This is a genomic window from Sulfurimonas denitrificans DSM 1251, assembly GCF_000012965.1.
Lineage (GTDB): Bacteria > Campylobacterota > Campylobacteria > Campylobacterales > Sulfurimonadaceae > Sulfurimonas > Sulfurimonas denitrificans.
This window is the reverse complement of the sequence record NC_007575.1, coordinates 1,073,482-1,091,840: the sequence shown is the minus strand read 5'-3', so window position 1 is coordinate 1,091,840 and position 18,359 is coordinate 1,073,482. Positions and strand designations below refer to the sequence as shown.

The 18,359-nt window shown below is 33.9% G+C and carries 17 protein-coding genes; 5 read left to right on the top strand and 12 right to left on the bottom strand.

Annotation, left to right across the window (positions count from 1 at the left end):
* Positions 1-33: 33 nt before the first annotated feature.
* The 6 genes from SUDEN_RS05435 to SUDEN_RS05410 all read right to left on the bottom strand — a co-directional run bounded on the left by SUDEN_RS05435 (position 34) and on the right by SUDEN_RS05410 (position 5,135).
* Complete coding sequence (locus SUDEN_RS05435) at positions 34-1,317, bottom strand: diguanylate cyclase (protein WP_011372666.1); 1,284 nt, start codon at positions 1,315-1,317, stop codon at positions 34-36.
* Positions 1,314-1,928, bottom strand: coding sequence for a chemotaxis protein CheC (locus tag SUDEN_RS05430; protein ID WP_011372665.1), 615 nt, complete (start codon positions 1,926-1,928; stop codon positions 1,314-1,316). Before SUDEN_RS05430 ends, SUDEN_RS05435 begins: the two co-directional genes overlap by 4 nt.
* 11 nt (positions 1,929-1,939) lie before the next feature.
* Positions 1,940-2,302, bottom strand: coding sequence for a response regulator (locus SUDEN_RS05425; protein ID WP_011372664.1), 363 nt, complete (start codon positions 2,300-2,302; stop codon positions 1,940-1,942).
* Between the two features lie 70 nt (positions 2,303-2,372).
* A complete protein-coding gene (locus SUDEN_RS05420) occupies positions 2,373-3,191 on the bottom strand; it encodes a phosphatidylserine decarboxylase (RefSeq protein WP_011372663.1) in 819 nt (272 codons plus the stop codon).
* Between the two features lie 24 nt (positions 3,192-3,215).
* Positions 3,216-4,289, bottom strand: a complete 1,074-nt coding sequence (gene truD, locus SUDEN_RS05415) for a tRNA pseudouridine(13) synthase TruD (RefSeq protein ID WP_011372662.1) — start codon at positions 4,287-4,289, stop codon at positions 3,216-3,218.
* 18 nt (positions 4,290-4,307) lie between these two features.
* On the bottom strand, positions 4,308-5,135 hold the full coding sequence (locus SUDEN_RS05410) for a thiamine-phosphate kinase (protein WP_011372661.1): 828 nt from the start codon (positions 5,133-5,135) through the stop codon (positions 4,308-4,310).
* A gap of 357 nt (positions 5,136-5,492) precedes the next feature.
* Here SUDEN_RS05410 and sdhA point away from each other — a divergent pair, with 357 nt between their 5' ends.
* The 5 genes from sdhA to nosD all read left to right on the top strand — a co-directional run bounded on the left by sdhA (position 5,493) and on the right by nosD (position 11,312).
* The gene (gene sdhA / locus SUDEN_RS05405; protein ID WP_011372660.1) at positions 5,493-7,205 is read left to right on the top strand and encodes a succinate dehydrogenase flavoprotein subunit; all 1,713 of its coding nucleotides are present in this window, start codon (positions 5,493-5,495) and stop codon (positions 7,203-7,205) included.
* Positions 7,206-7,214: 9 nt separating this feature from the next.
* A complete protein-coding gene (locus SUDEN_RS05400; RefSeq protein WP_011372659.1) occupies positions 7,215-8,192 on the top strand; it encodes a succinate dehydrogenase/fumarate reductase iron-sulfur subunit in 978 nt (325 codons plus the stop codon).
* A gap of 11 nt (positions 8,193-8,203) precedes the next feature.
* A complete protein-coding gene (locus SUDEN_RS05395; RefSeq protein WP_011372658.1) occupies positions 8,204-9,085 on the top strand; it encodes a CoB--CoM heterodisulfide reductase iron-sulfur subunit B family protein in 882 nt (293 codons plus the stop codon).
* A 305-nt stretch (positions 9,086-9,390) separates the two neighbouring features.
* Complete coding sequence (locus SUDEN_RS05390; RefSeq protein WP_011372657.1) at positions 9,391-9,894, top strand: GlcG/HbpS family heme-binding protein; 504 nt, start codon at positions 9,391-9,393, stop codon at positions 9,892-9,894.
* A 197-nt stretch (positions 9,895-10,091) separates the two neighbouring features.
* Positions 10,092-11,312, top strand: coding sequence for a nitrous oxide reductase family maturation protein NosD (gene nosD, locus SUDEN_RS05385; protein WP_011372656.1), 1,221 nt, complete (start codon positions 10,092-10,094; stop codon positions 11,310-11,312).
* Between the two features lie 56 nt (positions 11,313-11,368).
* Here the strand turns inward: nosD and mog are convergent, their stop codons facing one another.
* Genes mog through aroB form a run of 6 tightly spaced genes read right to left on the bottom strand, consistent with a single transcriptional unit; the run spans position 11,369 to position 17,991 of the window.
* A complete protein-coding gene (gene mog, locus SUDEN_RS05380; protein WP_011372655.1) occupies positions 11,369-11,899 on the bottom strand; it encodes a molybdopterin adenylyltransferase in 531 nt (176 codons plus the stop codon).
* 9 nt (positions 11,900-11,908) lie between these two features.
* Positions 11,909-12,430, bottom strand: coding sequence for a pimelyl-ACP methyl ester esterase BioV (gene bioV / locus SUDEN_RS05375; protein ID WP_011372654.1), 522 nt, complete (start codon positions 12,428-12,430; stop codon positions 11,909-11,911).
* Positions 12,417-14,060, bottom strand: a complete 1,644-nt coding sequence (locus SUDEN_RS05370; protein ID WP_011372653.1) for an AAA family ATPase — start codon at positions 14,058-14,060, stop codon at positions 12,417-12,419. Before SUDEN_RS05370 ends, bioV begins: the two co-directional genes overlap by 14 nt.
* Positions 14,047-15,294, bottom strand: coding sequence for a tRNA (N(6)-L-threonylcarbamoyladenosine(37)-C(2))-methylthiotransferase MtaB (gene mtaB / locus SUDEN_RS05365; RefSeq protein WP_011372652.1), 1,248 nt, complete (start codon positions 15,292-15,294; stop codon positions 14,047-14,049). The genes SUDEN_RS05370 and mtaB overlap by 14 nt, the downstream gene beginning before the upstream one ends.
* On the bottom strand, positions 15,295-16,941 hold the full coding sequence (locus tag SUDEN_RS05360; RefSeq protein WP_011372651.1) for a mechanosensitive ion channel domain-containing protein: 1,647 nt from the start codon (positions 16,939-16,941) through the stop codon (positions 15,295-15,297). It lies immediately after the preceding gene.
* Positions 16,942-17,991 carry a 3-dehydroquinate synthase gene (gene aroB / locus SUDEN_RS05355; RefSeq protein ID WP_011372650.1) on the bottom strand — a complete coding sequence of 350 codons (1,050 nt, stop codon included), beginning with the start codon at positions 17,989-17,991 and terminating at the stop codon, positions 16,942-16,944.
* Positions 17,992-18,359 lie beyond the last annotated feature (368 nt).

Below are 18,359 nucleotides of genomic sequence, written 5' to 3'. Positions count from 1 at the left end.
CAAATATCCAAAACTCCTAAAGCCAGCCTATCGTTACCTTACAACCACTCTATTTCTACCATCTTTTTTTGCTTCATATAGGGCATCATCAGCTCTTTTAAATATCTCTTTTGAATCTTCGTTAATAATATATTTTGTTAAACCAAAAGATGCTGTAACTTTTATATTATCTCTAATAATTGAGTTTTGTATATTTACTCTAACCTTTTCAATAATCGTTTTCGCTTCATTAAGGGTTATATTTTTTAACATTATTACAAACTCTTCTCCACCCCATCTTGCAATAAGGTCGTTATCTCTTAGTGAACCTTTGAGTGTTTTTGCTATTGCTACAAGCACTTCATCTCCAACTTGATGGCCATAAGTGTCATTAATGAGTTTGAAATGGTCTATATCTACAAGTACTAAAATAAAATCGCTATCTGCTTTTCTTTGATGTTTGACAATCATATTTATAGTTTCATCAAAATAGGCACGATTGTATAGTTTTGTAAGAGAGTCTGTTATGTAGAGCTCGGCAAGGAGCTTCTCATTTGTTATATCATGATAAACAGCATTAAGTTCATGCACCTCTCCATGTAGATCTAAAATCGGCACTACTCTTGACTGCAACCACTTCTCTTGATTTTTTGATGTTTTGTACTTAAGCTCGCCATTCCAAGGTTTCTTATTTTTGAGAGTTTCTATAAGATTTCTATAAACAATATCAGATATATCATCTGATTTAAAAATAGATACATTTTTACCTATAAGTTCATCTTTACTAATGTTAAAAGAGTCGCAAAAGAAACTACTTACATCTTTTATAAATCCATTTGCAGAAGTTTTCATAACCATAATATTTTTATCAATTATGTCTCTATCAGCTTCTAATTTTTCGTTTAGTTTATTGACTTTATTCATCTCTTTTTTTATCAATAATTTTGCTTCAAAAAGCTCACTAATATCATAAATGGAGATCATTACTCTGCTCTCTGAGATAATATAAGGAGAGATAGTTACTTGTTGTTGCATGAGTTTAAGCGAAGACGTGGTTACTTTATTACGATTTATAGATATAAATTTTTTACTGCTATTTGTATCATAAAATGTAGGTGTACCAATTGTTAATGCAGTTTTTATTTTTCTATAAAGGACTTTATAATTTATATCTGGATAAAACTCTTGTAAATTTTTGCCTAAAATATCTTCTTTGTTTATTTGTGTATTTATAGCAAGCCATCTATTCCAATAACTTACTACAAAATGTTCATCAATAATCATATGCCCATTTTCTAGTGAGTCTAACAATACATCAGGATATCTAATCTCTATCATCCGTAAATCTCTTCTATCTTTTTATCAATCAAAACTTTTAAACTCTCTATCGCTTCATCTTTTGTAAGAATATAAATATTGCCTATAATCTGTTGATCTTGAAAATCTAAAATTGTACTAATTATAATAATCTTTGAATACTCTGCAACATCTTCTTCATCTACTATAGAAGATGGGTCTAAAAATTGTAGTGATGGAACAAAAAACTGCACCTGAGTATTTAACTCTTGTGTCAATCTGCTAACAATTGTAGAAGTTAGTATATTTGTAAGTTCTATAACCGCATCATTTATATCATCAAAAGATGGATTTTCTATAGAGTAGAGATGTCTTCCAAGATTGATTGATGAGTCTTCACTTATAACAAACATACACTCTCCGCCAAACTTGCCAGTAAAGAGCTGCTTTGTTACAAAATACATAGACCTTATATCTATAGATTCTTGAATTTTAACTGCAAGTTCATCACTGTTACAAACTTCAATTTTAGGAATATGCATTGTTCCAAAAGCATTTAGCAGATTTGCCATACTAGCTGTAGCAGCACCTATAGAGACATTCATAAACTCTCTTAGTGCGTCAAGTTGATCTTCATTAAATTGTAAATTCAATATTTTAGCCCCTATAATAATAAATCTTGCTCAAAAATCTGTACCATAATATCAACATTTATCGGTTTTGGATACATATTTTTAGCTCCTGCTACTAATACTCTTAGCTTTGCTTCGCTTTGAATATCTGCACTTACAACTATGACTTGAGCCTCTTTATCTATCTCTCGTATCCTCTTTAGTGCCTCATACCCATCCATAACGGGCATTGTTAAGTCTAAAAAAACTACATCAGGATTCTCTTTTTCATAAAATTCAACAGCTTCTAGTCCATTTGTTGCTTGAATAAGTTCAGCATCGGGCTGCACTACTTTTAGACTTTTTATAACACCCATTCTAGCAATTTTCGAATCATCTACAATCAAAATTTTCAATAGATGCCCCTTTGTTGTTTATTTTTATTGCATGCTTAATTGTATGATATTTTTAATTAACTACACTTTATTATTTTAATTTTGCTATGTTTTGAGCGTATTTAACATCTTCACCTGCTTTTACACTAAGCTCTAACATCTCTTTTTGAGCCAATATTACTATGGTTGAGCCCATCTCAAAACAGCCAAAGTCATCACCTTTGTTAAGGTTTAGATTTTCATAGCAATAAAGAGCACTTCTTTGTGCATCAGCATTTGTTTTTATCTTTGGCTCAAATGAAACTTGCATAACACCCACATTTAAAGCACTAACTAACACCATGTAAAATTTTTTTCCCGAAGAACTCTCACAGAGGAGAACAACTCTCTCATTCTCTATAAAAAGGTTGATTCGTTTTTTAAGAGATGGCATATTTACAGGATAAAACTTTCCTGGTATATGAGCAACCTTTAGAACTTTTAAATTTGTCGGTATGTGATAACGATGGTAATCTTTTGGAGAGAGATAAAAGTTTATGAAAGTTCCACCATTTACAAGTTCCCTATCTTCTTTCGAGAAATGCTCTCCTAAGAGCTCATCACTTCTGTATCTCATCCCTTTTATCTGTAGGGCGTACTCCTCATCTAAGGTTCCACACTCAGAAATCAGAGAGTCACACGGAGAGATAAAATCTTCGCTATCGAGTGAATAGACTCTTGGCTCTCTTAATTTTCTAGTAAAGAGTGCATTTAAACTCCTATATGTGCTTGCATCATGAAACTCTCTCATATCAAGCCCCATTATATTTACATAGCTACTGTTTATAAAATTTTGTATCGGTTTTGCAAACTCTTTGTTGGCAAATTTACCAAAAGCTTGTGACAAAGCTGACGTTACATGTTTTTTCATACTCTACTCCATAACTCTTTTTTTCTAAACAATTTTGCGTTTTGCAATCTCTTCTATAAGAACCGTTGCGTAACACCCTTTTGGAAGATAAAAATTTAGCTCATATTGTGCTTCTTCATCTTTATATCTTCCATCAATATCTTTTGGAAAAACCCAAGCGTATCTTCTTGCACCATCCTCGTTTATCTCATCATCAAAATCTTTCTCTATCTCTCTTGATAAGCCAGTTGAGTGTTTTGCTTTTTTACCACATAAAAGCCCAGTAACAGAGATATCTTTTGCATTAAACCTATCAAAATCATGTGCTTCACCAATAAATTCAAAGAGTCTTCCATATGGATAATGCTCCATTATATCTCCGCTAATGAGTTTAAAAGGGTGCTTTTGTGATTTCATCTTTAATAGCTCATCTTGAGGTATATTCAGAAGTGGTTCTAGCTCTTTTACATCAAAGTTTTGAATTAAGCTATTTATTTCCAATCTTCTACTCAACCAGAGATTAAAAAGGTGACTCTGATATGCACTAATGAGAAGTTGTCTAACTTTTGGGTTTCGTTCTTTTTTTTCGCCCTTTGCAATTAGCTCTCCATCAATATGGTTGTTTCCATCTGTTCCAAATCTTTGATAGCCAAAGTAGTTAGGCATACCAAAAGAAGCTATATTTTTAAGCGCTTCATCTATTTTTAGAGCTGAAGTCGGATTTACTTTTTTTAGTTTTATATAGAATTTATTTCCATTTAAATGCCCTATTCTTATCTTGTTGTTGTGATAAGTTTTAGATAATATTTTTACATCTTCATGCTCAAATGTATCCATTTTTTCTTCATATTTTTTATGCAAAGAGATATACTGTTTTGTCATAGCATGTTTGTCTTTTAGCCCAGCGTAACCTATCTCTTTGTTTTTTATACCTAGATATTTAGCTATCATAGAGACTAACTCAAGAGTTGAAATTCCTTTTTTTCTGACAAAAAGTATAAGGTGCTCACCCTCACCGCAAAACTCATAAAGAGGCACCTCTTCTACAACAAAATCTCTTGGTGTCTGCTTGAAATGAAAATCTATACTTGAGTGAGAGAGTGAATAAAATCTATCCATAATTTTCCTATCTGTAATTTAATTTTTATTAAAATGATGCGATTTGCATCTGTTTGTGTAAGCTTTTCTTACACACTCTGCTATTATATTTATCGGTGTTTTAGTTAATTTTGCCCGTCTTAAAAGAGTCTTTTTAAATCTTCTGTCAAATCCAAAGAGCATCTCATACTCTTCACCGCTGCACCCTACTCTTTTTTGAATTTTTTTATAAAATCTAAAACCAACCCCAGAAGCCAAAGATAGCTTTTGTAAGTCGCTAAAAATCCCATCTGATATATCCATTCCAACTCTCAAAAAACGTCTATTATTATAGATAAACTTATCTCTTAAAAATATATTTACAAACTTTGAGTTTTTATGAATTTTTCCCAAATTCATTAATTTTTTTAGCTCTTTAGCGCTCTTACCAAGAGTTCCGCTATAAGCTATTAAATCGCCTCTCTTTAGACCTTTTCTCATCAATGGCTTATTGCTCTTTGAGACAATAGTTACTGTGATATCAAGCTTTATATTACTTATAGTATCTCCGCCAATAATATCAACTCCATATTTAGCACAAGCATCTTGAAACCCTTTAGCTAAATCTCTCATTTGAGATTTTGTGATATCTTTTGGCATAGCTACACTAAGAAGTGCGTACTTTGGCGTAGCGTTCATGGCAACGGCATCTGAAATATTTACCATTATAGATTTATAACCTATTTGATAGTGGCTCATCCAGCTTGTTTTAAAGTGAATATTCTCAAAAAAAGCATCTTTAGAATAGACCATACCATCTATGAAAGCACCATCATCACCAATATTTGCGCTCTTAAACTGCGAGATAAAATAGTTTTCTAAATTCAATAAATCTTCTTAAATTATATGATAAATAATCCCCAATTATATCTAAACTTCAAGGAAAAACAATACAGTCTAAATATTGTGTTAGGAAGCTTTACTCTCTTTATAATAGAGCTTAGATAAGTTAAAGATAGATTTTACAAAAAAAGTGAATAATTATTATAAAGACAGAATTTCTCAACTAAAGTATTTAGCTTTTGAGAGAATTGTGAGAAAAAATTTCACACTTTGACATTTTACTCCAGTTGAATGTGACGCATTAAGTAACATGTAGATATTAGAAAATCATTTTTTATTATACACAAAGGCTAAAAGCAGTACAATCCACCTTATTTTATTACATTTAACAAAGGAAAGCTAATGGGTATTCCTATTTATACTTACGATGCTATTGTTGTTGGTGCAGGCCTAGCTGGTTGCGCTGCTGCAAGAGAGTTACAAACTGCAGGAAAGAAAGTTGCGGTAATTACAAAACTTCATCCTCTGAGAAGTCATTCAGGAGCTGCACAAGGCGGCGTCAACGCTGCATTTAGCGACAAAGACAGTGTTGAACTTCATGAGTTTGATACAGTAAAAGGTAGTGACTATTTAGCTGATCAAGACGCTGTTGAGTTTATGTGTAAAAATGCACCAGAGACTATTCGTTGGGCAGAGAGAATGGGTGCTGCATTTAGTAGAACAGCTGATGGAAAAATTGCACAACGCCCGTTTGGTGGACAATCATCACCTCGTGCATGTTATGCAAAAGATAGAACAGGATTAACACTTCTTCAAACTATTTACGAACAAGCATTTCGTGCTGGGGTTAAGTTCTGGGATGAGTGGTATGTAGCAGACCTTATATATAAGGATGGCAAAGTTTCTGGTGTTGTCGCATTTAATATTAGAGATTTACAAGTTGCAATCTTTAATGCAAAATCAGTAATGTTTGCAACTGGCGGATACGCTCGTTCATACAAAATAAATTCAAACGCACATGCAAATACTGGCGATGGACTCTCAATTGTTGCTCGACATGGACTCCCGTTAGAAGATATGGAATTTGTTCAGTTTCATCCATCAGGATTATCAGGTAATGGTGTATTGATTTCTGAAGCAGCTCGTGGAGAAGGTGGTCGCTTGTTTAACTCTCTTGGTGAGAGATTTATGGAAAAATATGCACCAAATGCTATGGAACTGGCTTCTAGAGATGTTGTAAGCCGTGCTATTTTAAATGAAATAAGAGAAGGTCGTGGTGTAGGTCCTAGAAAAGATGCTGTTTTTATCGATGTAACACATCTTGGACGAGATTTGATTATGGAGAGATTACCTGAACTTCGTGATTTAGCTATTACTTTCTTAGGTCTTGACATGATTAAAGAGCCGATTTTAATCTCAGCTACTGCTCACTACTCTATGGGTGGAATTCCTGTAAATATAGCTGGTAATGTACGTAAAAACAATAACGAATTTGTTGAAGGTTTTTATGCTGCTGGTGAGTGTTCATGTGTTTCAGTTCATGGCGCTAATCGCCTTGGTGCAAACTCTGTTTTAGAAGCGTTACTGTTTGGTCGTTTTGTTGGTAAGACAATGGTTGAGGAGATTGATAATATTCCTCTTAGAGTAGCAACTGTTGATGATGCGAAGATTGCAATTGCGGAAATAAACTCTATCCTTGAGAACAACGGAGATGAGACTATTCCGCACTTAAGAGAAGAGCTACAACAGTGCATGACTGCAAATGCTGGAGCATTTAGAACAAAAGAGACTTTAGAAATCGCTGTTGCAAAAATAAAAGAGCTTAGAGATAGATTTAAAAATATTCGTATAAAAGATAAATCAAAAGTTTTCAACACAGAACTTCAAGAAGCTATTGAGTTTGGTCACATGATTGATTACTCAGGCTTTATAGTCGAGAGTGCTATTGCTAGAAACGAGAGTCGTGGCGCTCACTATAGAGAAGATTTTACAGCTCGTGATGATGAAAACTTCTTAAAACACACTATGGCTTACATGGATAAAAATGGGAATATTTCACTTGATTATATGCCTGTTAAACTTGGTAAGCACGAACTAAAAGCAAGAAATTATTAAGGAGCACTTATGAGTACAGATAAAATTAGCACACAAAAAGTAAATTTCAAAGTGTTTCGTTTTAATGCCGATGAAGACTATCTTCCATATTACGAAAACTACACTATGGATATAACTTCTGAAGAGGTTGTTTTGGATGTTTTAAACAGAATAAAATGGGATTATGATGGAAGTTTTTCATACAGAAGAAGCTGTCGTCATGGTATTTGTGGTGCTTGTGCCATAAAAGTAAATGGTCGCTCTACACTTGCATGTAAAGAGAGCATGTCAACTATGATTGAGTACTTTGGTAATGAGATAACTCTTGAGCCACTTAGTACAAAAAGAGCCATAAAAGATATGATTATCGACAAGGGTGACTTTTGGGAGAAGCATGCTGCAGTCACACCTTATCTTGTTGCAGATATAGATGAGTCTCCTGCATGTGAGAATTTAGTATCTCCTCATGATTCGGAAGAGTTAGATGAAGCGGACCTTTGTATTCAGTGTGGCGCATGCCACTATGCATGTCCAGTTGTTGAGATAAACAGCGACTTTTTTGGTCCTGCTGCCTTTGTGGCAGCTTATCGTTTTGAATCTGATGTTCGTGATAGTGACAAACAAAGACTTATAAATGTAAATGAAGAGAAGCAAGGCGTTTGGGATTGTGTTAAATGTATTGAATGTACAGAAGTTTGTCCAAAAGGTATCAATCCATTTAGTAAAATAACGAAGCTTCACCAGATGGCATTCAAAAAAGGTGTTGCAAAAAGTAATGTTGCAACTCGCCATGCAGTTGGTTTCTTACACTCTATCAAAAGAAATGGTGTTCTTGATGAGGGCGGTTTAGTGCTCTACTCTGAGGGAGTTCACATAGTCAAACATATTCCTGTTGCACTTCAAATGTTTAGAAAAGGCAAAATTGTATTGCCATGGAATATAGTAAAATCTGACAACCTTGATGAGATACAAAAACTTATCAAATCATCATCAACAGTAAAGTTCTAGGAGTAAAATAGATGAAAAAATTAAAATACGCACTCTTTACAGGATGTACAGCAAAACAGAGTACTCCAGAGCAGATGATGTCAACTATGGCAGTAGCTAAAAAATTGAACATTGAGCTAATAGAACTCACTGAAGCATCATGCTGCGGAGCTTCACATCTACAAGATTATGATGATTTTTTATCACTTGTGCTAAATGCTAGAAATATAGCTTATGCTGAAAAACATGGACTCACTATGGTTACAATATGTAATACATGTCAGCTAAATACTGCAATGACAAAACATAGACTAGACAAAAACCCAGAGCTAAAAGCAAAAGTAAATGATAAATTAGCAGAAGTTGGATTGGAGTACAAAGGTACCTCAAACGTTATCCACTTCTTGTATGCCATTATCGATGATTTTGGCTTGGATAAAATCAAAGAGATGGTTGTAAAACCTTTAAGCCAGTTCAATATCGCTCCATTTTACGGCTGTCACAATATCCGTCCATCAGAGCTTCATGATGAGTCTCATAAGCAAAAAGAGAATCCTTACAATCCAACTTCTCTTGATGATTTAATCATCGCCTGTGGTGGTAAAAATGTCGATTATGAAGAAAAAAATAAGTGTTGTGGTTTTCACGTTGAGCTTCAAGCTCCTCACACAGCAGCAGTTCTAACAGGAACTGCAATTGCAGGCGCAACAGACAACAATGCAGATATGATGGTAACACCTTGTCCGCTTTGTCATCTAAAATTAGATACTCAAACAAAAAGTGCTTCTGAAGCAATAGGCAGAGAAGTATCTCTTCCAGTTCTACACATGCAGCAGATGATAGGTCTTGCTCTTGGTTGTTCTGCAGCAGAGCTTGGTCTAAAACACCATGTTACTGAAATAAACTTCATCTAAAACTACAAAATAGAGAGGTTTTCTCTCTGTTTTTTTTTTAAAAACTTTCTACAATCTTCTTTCATAATTCTCCTTTTTAGCTGCTTCACTCTATTCGTAATAACTCTCAATATAGAAATCAGGACTATGTATGTAGCAGAAGAGAACCCAGAAAAACAATGCCTAAATATGGCAATTAGTATTAATTTTGAATTTTGGTGATTTGAGAATTTTAATACCCATTATAAAATTTAAAAGGTAAAATATCAATATGAGTAAATAAACAACATAAACTCGTTTGTAAAATAATTTAAGAAGAAGAAATAATGAAAAAAAACATACATGTATCAACAATCTTATTGTGTTGCTTATTTAGTGCGGATATATTTGGGGGTGATGTTTTCACTCAAAAGAATATTGGTTTAGAAGCAGCAAATGATATTGCAAAAATGAGTGTCGATGCTTGTCGTAATGATGGATTTAATGTATCGGTTGTTGTAGTCGATAAGCACGGAAATGTACGAAGTGTTATGCGAGATGATTTGGCAGCAAAATTTACTATAGAAATTGCCCAAAGAAAAGCCAACTTGGTGATAATGGCTGGCACATCTTCTGGCGCATTTAGAGCAGCTAGAGCTGATATTCAACAAGAGTTGAACAATATTGATGGATTAATCGTGATGCAAGGAGGAGTACCTATTCATGCTGGTGGCATACTAATCGGTGCTGTTGGAGTAAGTGGTGCACCTGGGGGTGAAAAAGATGAGGCCTGTGCAGCTGTTGCAATCAAGGCAATGAGTGAGCGCTTAGAGTTTGCTAGTAATGAGTGATTATCATCAAATCTTTGATCTAAATAGTCGGATATAATCACCTAGCAAATCATTTCAGTTCAATGGTGGGGCAGTCGATAAATCCAATCATTAGAAAAAAGTTATGATAAGTGATGCAACTCCTCTGTATTATAATTTTACAATTTTAAAATATGGCATAATACAAAATCAAAATTTGTTTAACTTTTAGGATTTTAATGTTTAAAACAGTTCTTTTTATCTGTTTTGCTTTTGTACTTAGTGCAGATGCAAATCTACTTCAAGAGGCGATTGACTCTGCTCCTATTGGCGCTACCATAAAACTATCAGCTGGGATTTATAAAGGCAATATTGTGATAAATAAGCCTATCACTATTTTAGGCAAAGAAGAAGGCGTAATTATAGAAGGCTCTAGTAGCCAAAATGTGATAACAATAAAAAGTTCTTCTGTAAAATTAGAAAATTTAAAAATCATTAAAAGCGGCAGTAGGCTAGATAGTATGGATGCTGCTATTTTCATAAACAATTCTCAAAAAATAACCATTCAAAAATGTGTAATTGAAGATTCTCTTTATGGTATTTTTATGGATAATGTCAGCAACTCTGCTATTTTAAACAATAAAATTTCATCAAATGGACAAGATATAGGTCTTAGAGGTGACGCTCTTCGCCTTTGGTTTAGCCATAACAATATCATAGAAGGCAACTCATTTATAAAGTCAAGAGATATCGTCTTGATGCGCTCAAATAGCAATACTCTTAGCAATAACTATATACAAGAGTGCAGATATGCTATATTTACAGAGCACTCAAAAGATATCATTATTGATAGTAATATAATCAAAGATAGTGCAGTAAGCATACTTCTTGAGGGGAGTCGTGATATCAATATAACAAAAAACAGTATAGCTGGGCGTTATGGCACTCAGACAAATTTGGGAATTCTCTTTAGGGGAGCTTCAAATGTGCGCATAGAGTCTAACAATATTTGGCAATGCAATCAAGCTCTCTATATTGACAACTCTCCAAAAATTCGTGATACAAAAAACTGGATATTAGATAATAGAATCAGCTACAACACAAGAGGTCTTAATTTTAAAAATGAGAGCGTAAGAAATGTTATAAAAAGCAATGAGCTCTTTGGCAATATGGATAATATAATGACAGATAGTTATAACGGCAAAAGTAATGAAAATGAGATAGAGTCAAACTACTGGGATGATTATGAGGGATTTGATAGAAACCAAGACAATATTGGTGATAGCTCATATAAAAAGTATCTATATCTTGACCAGTTATGGGTGTCTAATCCCAAATTGCTATTTTTTTATGGATCTCCCGTTCTCTCTATGCTGAATTTTTTGTTAAAAGTAGCCCCATTTATGGAGCCTATTTTTTTAGTAGAAGATAAAAAGCCTATTTTTAAAGCCTCTTACTAGATATTACACACTAAAGAAAACTCCGTCTCTTTAGTGGCAGAAAGAGATTTTAGTTACTAAACCTTTGGTCGAAAAGCTTTTATAACCTCTTCATTTGTCTCTATATATGGTCCATTTATGAGGTCTATACAATATGGAACAGCAGGAAAAACTGCATCAAGACACTCACGGATAGATTTTGGCTTTCCTGGTAGATTAATAATAAGGCTTTTACCTCTAATACCTGCACTCTGTCTTGAGAGTATAGCCGTTGGAACATATTGTAAGCTTACTTGGCGCATAAGTTCGCCAAATCCTGGCATCATTTTTTCGCATACATTTTGTGTTGCTTCTGGAGTGACATCTCTTAACGCTGGTCCTGTTCCACCAGTTGTAACTATTAAACAACACTCTTGCTTGTCACTAAGTTCTATCATCGTTTTTTCTATCATCTCTTGCTCATCAGGGATACATCTATAAACTATCTCGAACTCACTCTTTAAATACTCTTTCATTGTATCTTGAATGGCGACTCCAGATATATCTTCATATATTCCTTTACTTGCTCTATCACTTGCTGTTATTACGCCTATTTTTATTGTGTTCATATTTTTCTCCTAAGAAGTTAATAAAAAGTGGTTTGCATCTTTTATACATGTTAGTGTAGCAAACTCTAAAAAGAAAGCTTTAGCAATATCAGTATCTATAATCTGATCTTTTTTGCCAAGATAAACCTCTATATTTACGCCACTTTGAGCTATCTCTTGGAGCTCATTTTTGTTCCACTCATAAAAGAGGAGTTCTCTTAACTCGTCAATGTCATCCTCATTATGCTCTACGCTTTTTTGAGGGTATGGGTGAAAACACATTTTAGTAAAATTCTCTATATATAAATCTCTATTTTTTATAAACCCGACTATTTGCGTTTTTTTAAACTTTTCATCTCTGTTTTGAAAAAAAGCTGGTGAAAACAGTTGAAGAGTATCTACTCTTTTTAAATCTCTCAAATGCTCTTTAACATCCTTTATAGCTTTAATTGCTCCATAACTAAACCCACAAATCGTATATCTGCTTTTATTTATATATTTATCAAAATATATATTTTCATTTTTCAGAGTAAAACCGCTATAAAACTTCATTTATATACTTTTTAACTTCTAACTTAGATATGTTCTCTCTCTCATTTAAGACATCTTCTACTCTTTTAATAACGCTCTGCAGCGATTCTAAGAGACTTTTTGTCTCATTATAGAGTCTATTTATTAGTATCTCTTTCTCACTCTCTTTTGCAATAAGAGTTGAGCCCATTCCATACTCTTCAATCATTTTTAAGATAATCTCTTTTGCCTCATCCAAATCAGCTTTTGCACTGCTTGCATGCTCGTTATATTTGATATTACATGCAACTATACCAGCTAAGAGCATTTTTACTCTTGACTCTAGCTCATGTTTTATAAGTGGCTCATCAGTTGATGGCGTAAGCTTCTCGTTTGAGAGCAATATCTTCTCAAAAGGTAGATCATAATAGGTGGCACAAACAACTTTTGCTGCTTGATAAGTAACACGAAATCTCTTTTGCATCTCACTTAGAATTTGAAGTTTTTTCTTACCAAACATCACTTTGTCTTTTACATGATCAAAGTGATCTATGGTTACTTGAAAATCATGTTGTCTGATAGCTAGAAGTGAAGCTTCATTTACAAGTGCTGCCAAAGATGCACCATTAAAGCCAACAGTCATATTTGCTATAGTTTTTACATCTACCTCGTTAGGAACTTTTTGTAGATATTTAGAGAGTATCAGTGCTCTTTCTTTATTTGTTGGAAGCTCTACAAAGATTCTTCTATCAAACCTTCCAGCCCTAAGGAGTGCTGAATCTAAAACATCTATCTTGTTTGTTGCGGCTATGACTATGATTCCGCTTGAATTTTCAAAACCATCCATCTCTGTTAAGAGCTGATTTAGTGTTGCTTCTCTCTCATCACTTCTTTGTCCATCTCTTTTCTTACCAACAGCGTCAATCTCATCTATAAATATAATTGCAGGAGCACTGTTTTTAGCAGCAGCAAAGAGTTCATGAACTCTTTTTGCACCCATTCCAACATATATCTGAACAAAAGAGGCGCCACTTTGGTAGTAAAATGGTACTCCAGCAGCGTTTGCAACAGCTTTTGCAATCATTGTCTTTCCAACTCCAGGAGGACCAACTAAGAGCACGCCACGAGGCATTCTTGCACCAAAACTTTTATATCGTTTTGGTTTTTTCATAAAATCTATAATCTCTTCAAGCTCACTTTTTACATCACTTATCCCACCAATATCATCAAAAGTAACATCACTTTTAATAGACTCTATTGGTCTTGAACCCTCTTGTTTGGAGCCGTAACTGCCACTATCTGCCTTGGCAACATTAAAGTACTCATTTTTTTGAAACCATCTATATAACAGTGCTGCAAAACCTAAAAATAGAACTAAAAAAAGAAAATATATTACTATATTGGAGCTATTTTTTATAGAGACTTCATAGTTTGTGAACATTTTTGGCGATACTTGCGAAGATGCTATTTTATATATCTCTTTATCAGTTTTTAAATATATATAATCTTGTGATGAGATAACACTTTTTACACTTTTGTTTTCTAAAATTTTCGTAGCATTAGCAAGTGTAATAGGCTCTGCATTATCCCTTAACATCGCAAATAAGATAAGTATAACAACTAAAGATGCGGATACATAAAGTACAACTCTATTTGTTTTAGACCCTACCATAGTTAGACTCCTCTTTTACCTCATAATCACTAATATTTATCCAGTTTCCCAGTAAATCTTCATCTGAGCGCACAACTATTTTGTTAAAATGTTGATCATATCCTATAAAAAAATCATCTTTTTGACTCTCTATAAGAACATCAAGTGTACCTCTAAAGGCTTTTCTAAAAGCAAAATTTTTCTCTTTTACAATACTCTCCAACTCATGAAGTCTCTCTTTGGCTACTGCGCCACTTACTTCTGGCTTCATTGTAGCTGATGGAGTTGAATCACGTTTTGAGTAGGTAAATGCATGTAGATGAGTAAGTGGTAGCTCTTTTACATTTCTCATAGCTTCACTCCAAAGCGAACTGCTCTCTCCTGGATGTCCTGTTATAAAGTCTGTTCCAATAGCAAAACCCTTACTTGAGAGTAGTTCAAAAAGCTCTCTATCTTGCTTGTAAACATTTCGCCTGTTCATCAATTTCAGTATTTGCGGAGATGTATGTTGCAAAGCGATGTGAAGATGACGCTCCAGCCATGGCTCATCCAAAATCTCTTTAAACTCATCGTTTATCTGAATAGGCTCAACACTTCCAACCCTAATGCGTCTAACACCTCGAATTTGAGATATTTTTTTCATAAGTGACGCTATCGAACTATCATTCTTTTGACCATAGCTTCCAACATTTGTTCCAGTTAAAATAAACTCTCCAAAACCATTACGAGCCAATCTTCTTATCTGCTCTAAAATCTTCTCTTCATCCATACTTCTAGCATCACCACGAACATAAGGGATGATACAGTAGGAACAACGAAAGTTACAACCCTCTTGAATTTTAATAAAAGCTCTGCTCTTACCAATAAAATCATCAACAACGCTCTCATCTATGTGGTTTAAATCCCCAGGTTCATAAAAAGGCTCATCTTTGTTTAACATCTCATCAATTTTTACTTTTTCACTCTGCCCAAAAACTCCAGCGACTCTGCCTTGTGACAAAAGGCTCTCACCTTTTGTATGTGCTCCGCATCCTGTTAAAAAGATTTTAGCACCACCGTTTTTTTCTACATGTGAGATATATGAACGTACATGTGAATCTGCTCCATTTGTAACCGTACAGGAGTTGATAACTACAACATCCGCTTCACTCTCATTCTCAGTTATATCGTACTCTTTTAGTGAGCTCATCATGACTTGAGAATCATAAAGATTTGTTCTACATCCAAATGTTTTAAAATATACTTTTTTCTTCATTTATACTACTTCATCGCTCTCAAATGGAGGCTTTCTCTTAGCAGATGCCTCCATATGAAGCATCTGTGTAGGATACGCAATAGTTATATCATCTTCTGCTAAAAAAGCGTCTATTATCTCTGTTGAGATGACACTTCTTAGTGTAAGAGTTCCATAAGCATTTGTTAAATACCAAGCATCTATACAGATACCATTTGGCTCAATGAAAGAGAAAATTCTAGGCTCAACATTTGTATTTTTAAGGCTATAGTTGCTTCTTAGTTTGTTGAGCTGTTTTCTTGTGATGTCTGTGTAGCCTTTTGAGAATTTCTTAGTTATCTCTTTTGCTAAATGCATCGCTTTTTTGTGGTTAGAATCAAAGGTTATAGTTATCTTAACTCCATCCCAAACGGTCTTTAGTGAACTGTGTGTGTAGTTTGCTATCATTCTTGTAAAGATATAGTTATTTGGTATGAAAATAATTCGTCCAGCTCTTCTATTTTGAGTAACTGCGGTGAGTGTTATATCTTCAAGTATAGTCATACGAAGAAGTGAGATATCCATAACATCACCAACATACTGCATTCCATCCATATCAACACGGATTCTATCTCCTACATGTACACTTCCGCCAAAGACAATTACAAGCCAGCCAAGTATGCTCATAAACCAATCTTTCATAGCAATTGCAATACCAGCAGAAGCAAACCCCAAAATAGTAACAAGATAGTTTGCATTTTCAATGTAACTAAAAAATAGAATTAAAATAATGAGCGTAAAGTTGATAAAAGTGATAATTTTATTTGCCATATAGAAGCGTTCATTATCTTTAATATATTTTTTAATGATAAGTTTTAATAAGAAAAATATCAAGAAAACAACAAAAATAGTTACAGCTATTTTAATAAGTTTTAAAATTTGAACTTCTATATCTTTATTTATATTTACCGTTATGATATCTAATCTTTTTTCATAAACATCTACTGTAACATTCATAGTGTCTAGTGCTGATTCAAATCTCTCTAACTGTTTTAGTTTAAAATCTAGCTGTTCTTTATATTTATGCTCTGTATCTATCGCTTCTATTTGAGTGTATATATTTATTTCTGCTCTTAATAGTATTATTAGCTTATTTAGTTCATCTTTTTTTAGAACATAATCACTGAAATCTTTATCTAGAGTTTTCATCAAAGAGATACCCATAAAAATATCTAACGGATTTGTAACAGATGCAATCTCATCGATATTTGGCGGAGTTATCAGGTTTGAGAATGGTGAGCTATCTTTTCTTTTTAATTTCTCAATTTGTGATGTTAAAATCTTCTCACGACCAAGAAGCGCATTTAGCTCATCTGCTTCACTAAGTGATTTATCTCTCTTTTTTTGAAGATAGTTAATTCTCTCCACAATTTTATCAAGACTCTCTCGAACTTCCAAAGAGGTAAGATAAGAGGCATAACTCTTTATCCAAACACTATCTCTTTTAGAAATCCTCTCTTCAATAACTTTTAACTCTGAGACAAGTTGAGAAATTTTATCTTTTACAGCTCTCTCTTGCTCTATTTTTATACGTTCTAGCTCTTCTTGAGTAGGCTTTACCTCACTCTTTAAAATATCGCTAAAGAGTAGTGATGAGGCGATAAGTAGATAAAAAAATATTTTACTCATCTACTGCTTTCCAAATTTGTTCAAAACACACATAATGGTACCAGTGTCAACTTTATCTGTAATTACAACATCCCCAATTCCAAGAGGAAGAATGAAAGTTATAGCAGAGTCAGAACTCTTTTTATCCAGAAAGAAAGCCTCATAAAACGCTTTTACATCTTTAATGGCATAAGTTGTCGGCAAGTTATACTTTTGTAAAAGTGCCTTAACCCTTAGAGCCTCTTTTTCAAACATGTAGTTCATCTTTATCGCCATCTCGTTTGCCATCACCATTCCGATGGCTACAGCTTCTCCATGTAAAAACTCTTTGTAAGCAGTCTCATTTTCAACAACATGTCCAAATGTGTGCCCATAGTTTAGTGCAGCTCTAATCCCCTGCTCTTTTTCATCCTGAGTTACAACTTTAGCCTTAGTTTGAAGAGCTTTTTTTATCGCTTCTTGCAAGATTTCTGGCTTGCTTAAATCAGCCCTCTCTAAAAACTCAAAAAAATCTTTATCAAAAGTAACAGCCATCTTCACTATCTCAGCAACTCCAGCACCAAACTCTCTTGGTGGAAGAGTTGTTAAAAAGTGTGGGTCTATATAGACAGCGCGAGGTTGATGAAATGCACCGACTAGATTTTTTCCATATCTGTTATTCATCCCTGTTTTACCGCCAACGCTTGCATCAACTTGAGATAAAAGTGTAGTTGGAATCTGGATAAAATCTATCCCTCTTTGATAGATGCTAGCAGCATATCCGCTCATATCACCAATAACTCCGCCACCAAATGCAATAATCATTGATTTGCGGTTGAAACGGTTTTCAAAAAGAGCCTCAAGGATTGTGTCAATACTCTGTTGATTTTTATACTCTTCTCCATCCCTTAGAGTTACAACATAAAGCTCTTTTGCGCTTATCTTTGACAAGAGATACTCTAAGTGAAGAGCAGAGATTGTAGAGTTTGTAACAACTGCTACTTTTGTGTCAAAATGGAGGGTAGGAAGTGTGCCTATGGTTATGTCGTAAGAGTTATCTACAACTTTTTTAAGCTCTATATGTACTTGCATTATATGTCCAAAAATTAATTAAAATAAGTGGATATATAATACTTAAAAAAGGATAAAAAATCGCTAAAGAGGCTGCTTAAATCTGTATTGGTATGAAGATTTGATGATTACCATCTAGCTTATGATAAAGTCTCTCACTATCTGTTGAGAGAAGAGAGTAGATGGTTTTTTGTGTTAATTTTTTGTTAAATGGCAAAATCTGAATAAAATCCTCTTTGTATTTTAATTTTTTAATCGGATTTTCACTCTCTTTTAGAACTTTAATTGTCTTTGAAAAAATCGTAGAGAGGTTATAGTAGTGTTCAATTACCATCTCTTTTGCATCTTGGGGCTCATTCATGTAGTTATATAGCTCTATATTTAGGTTC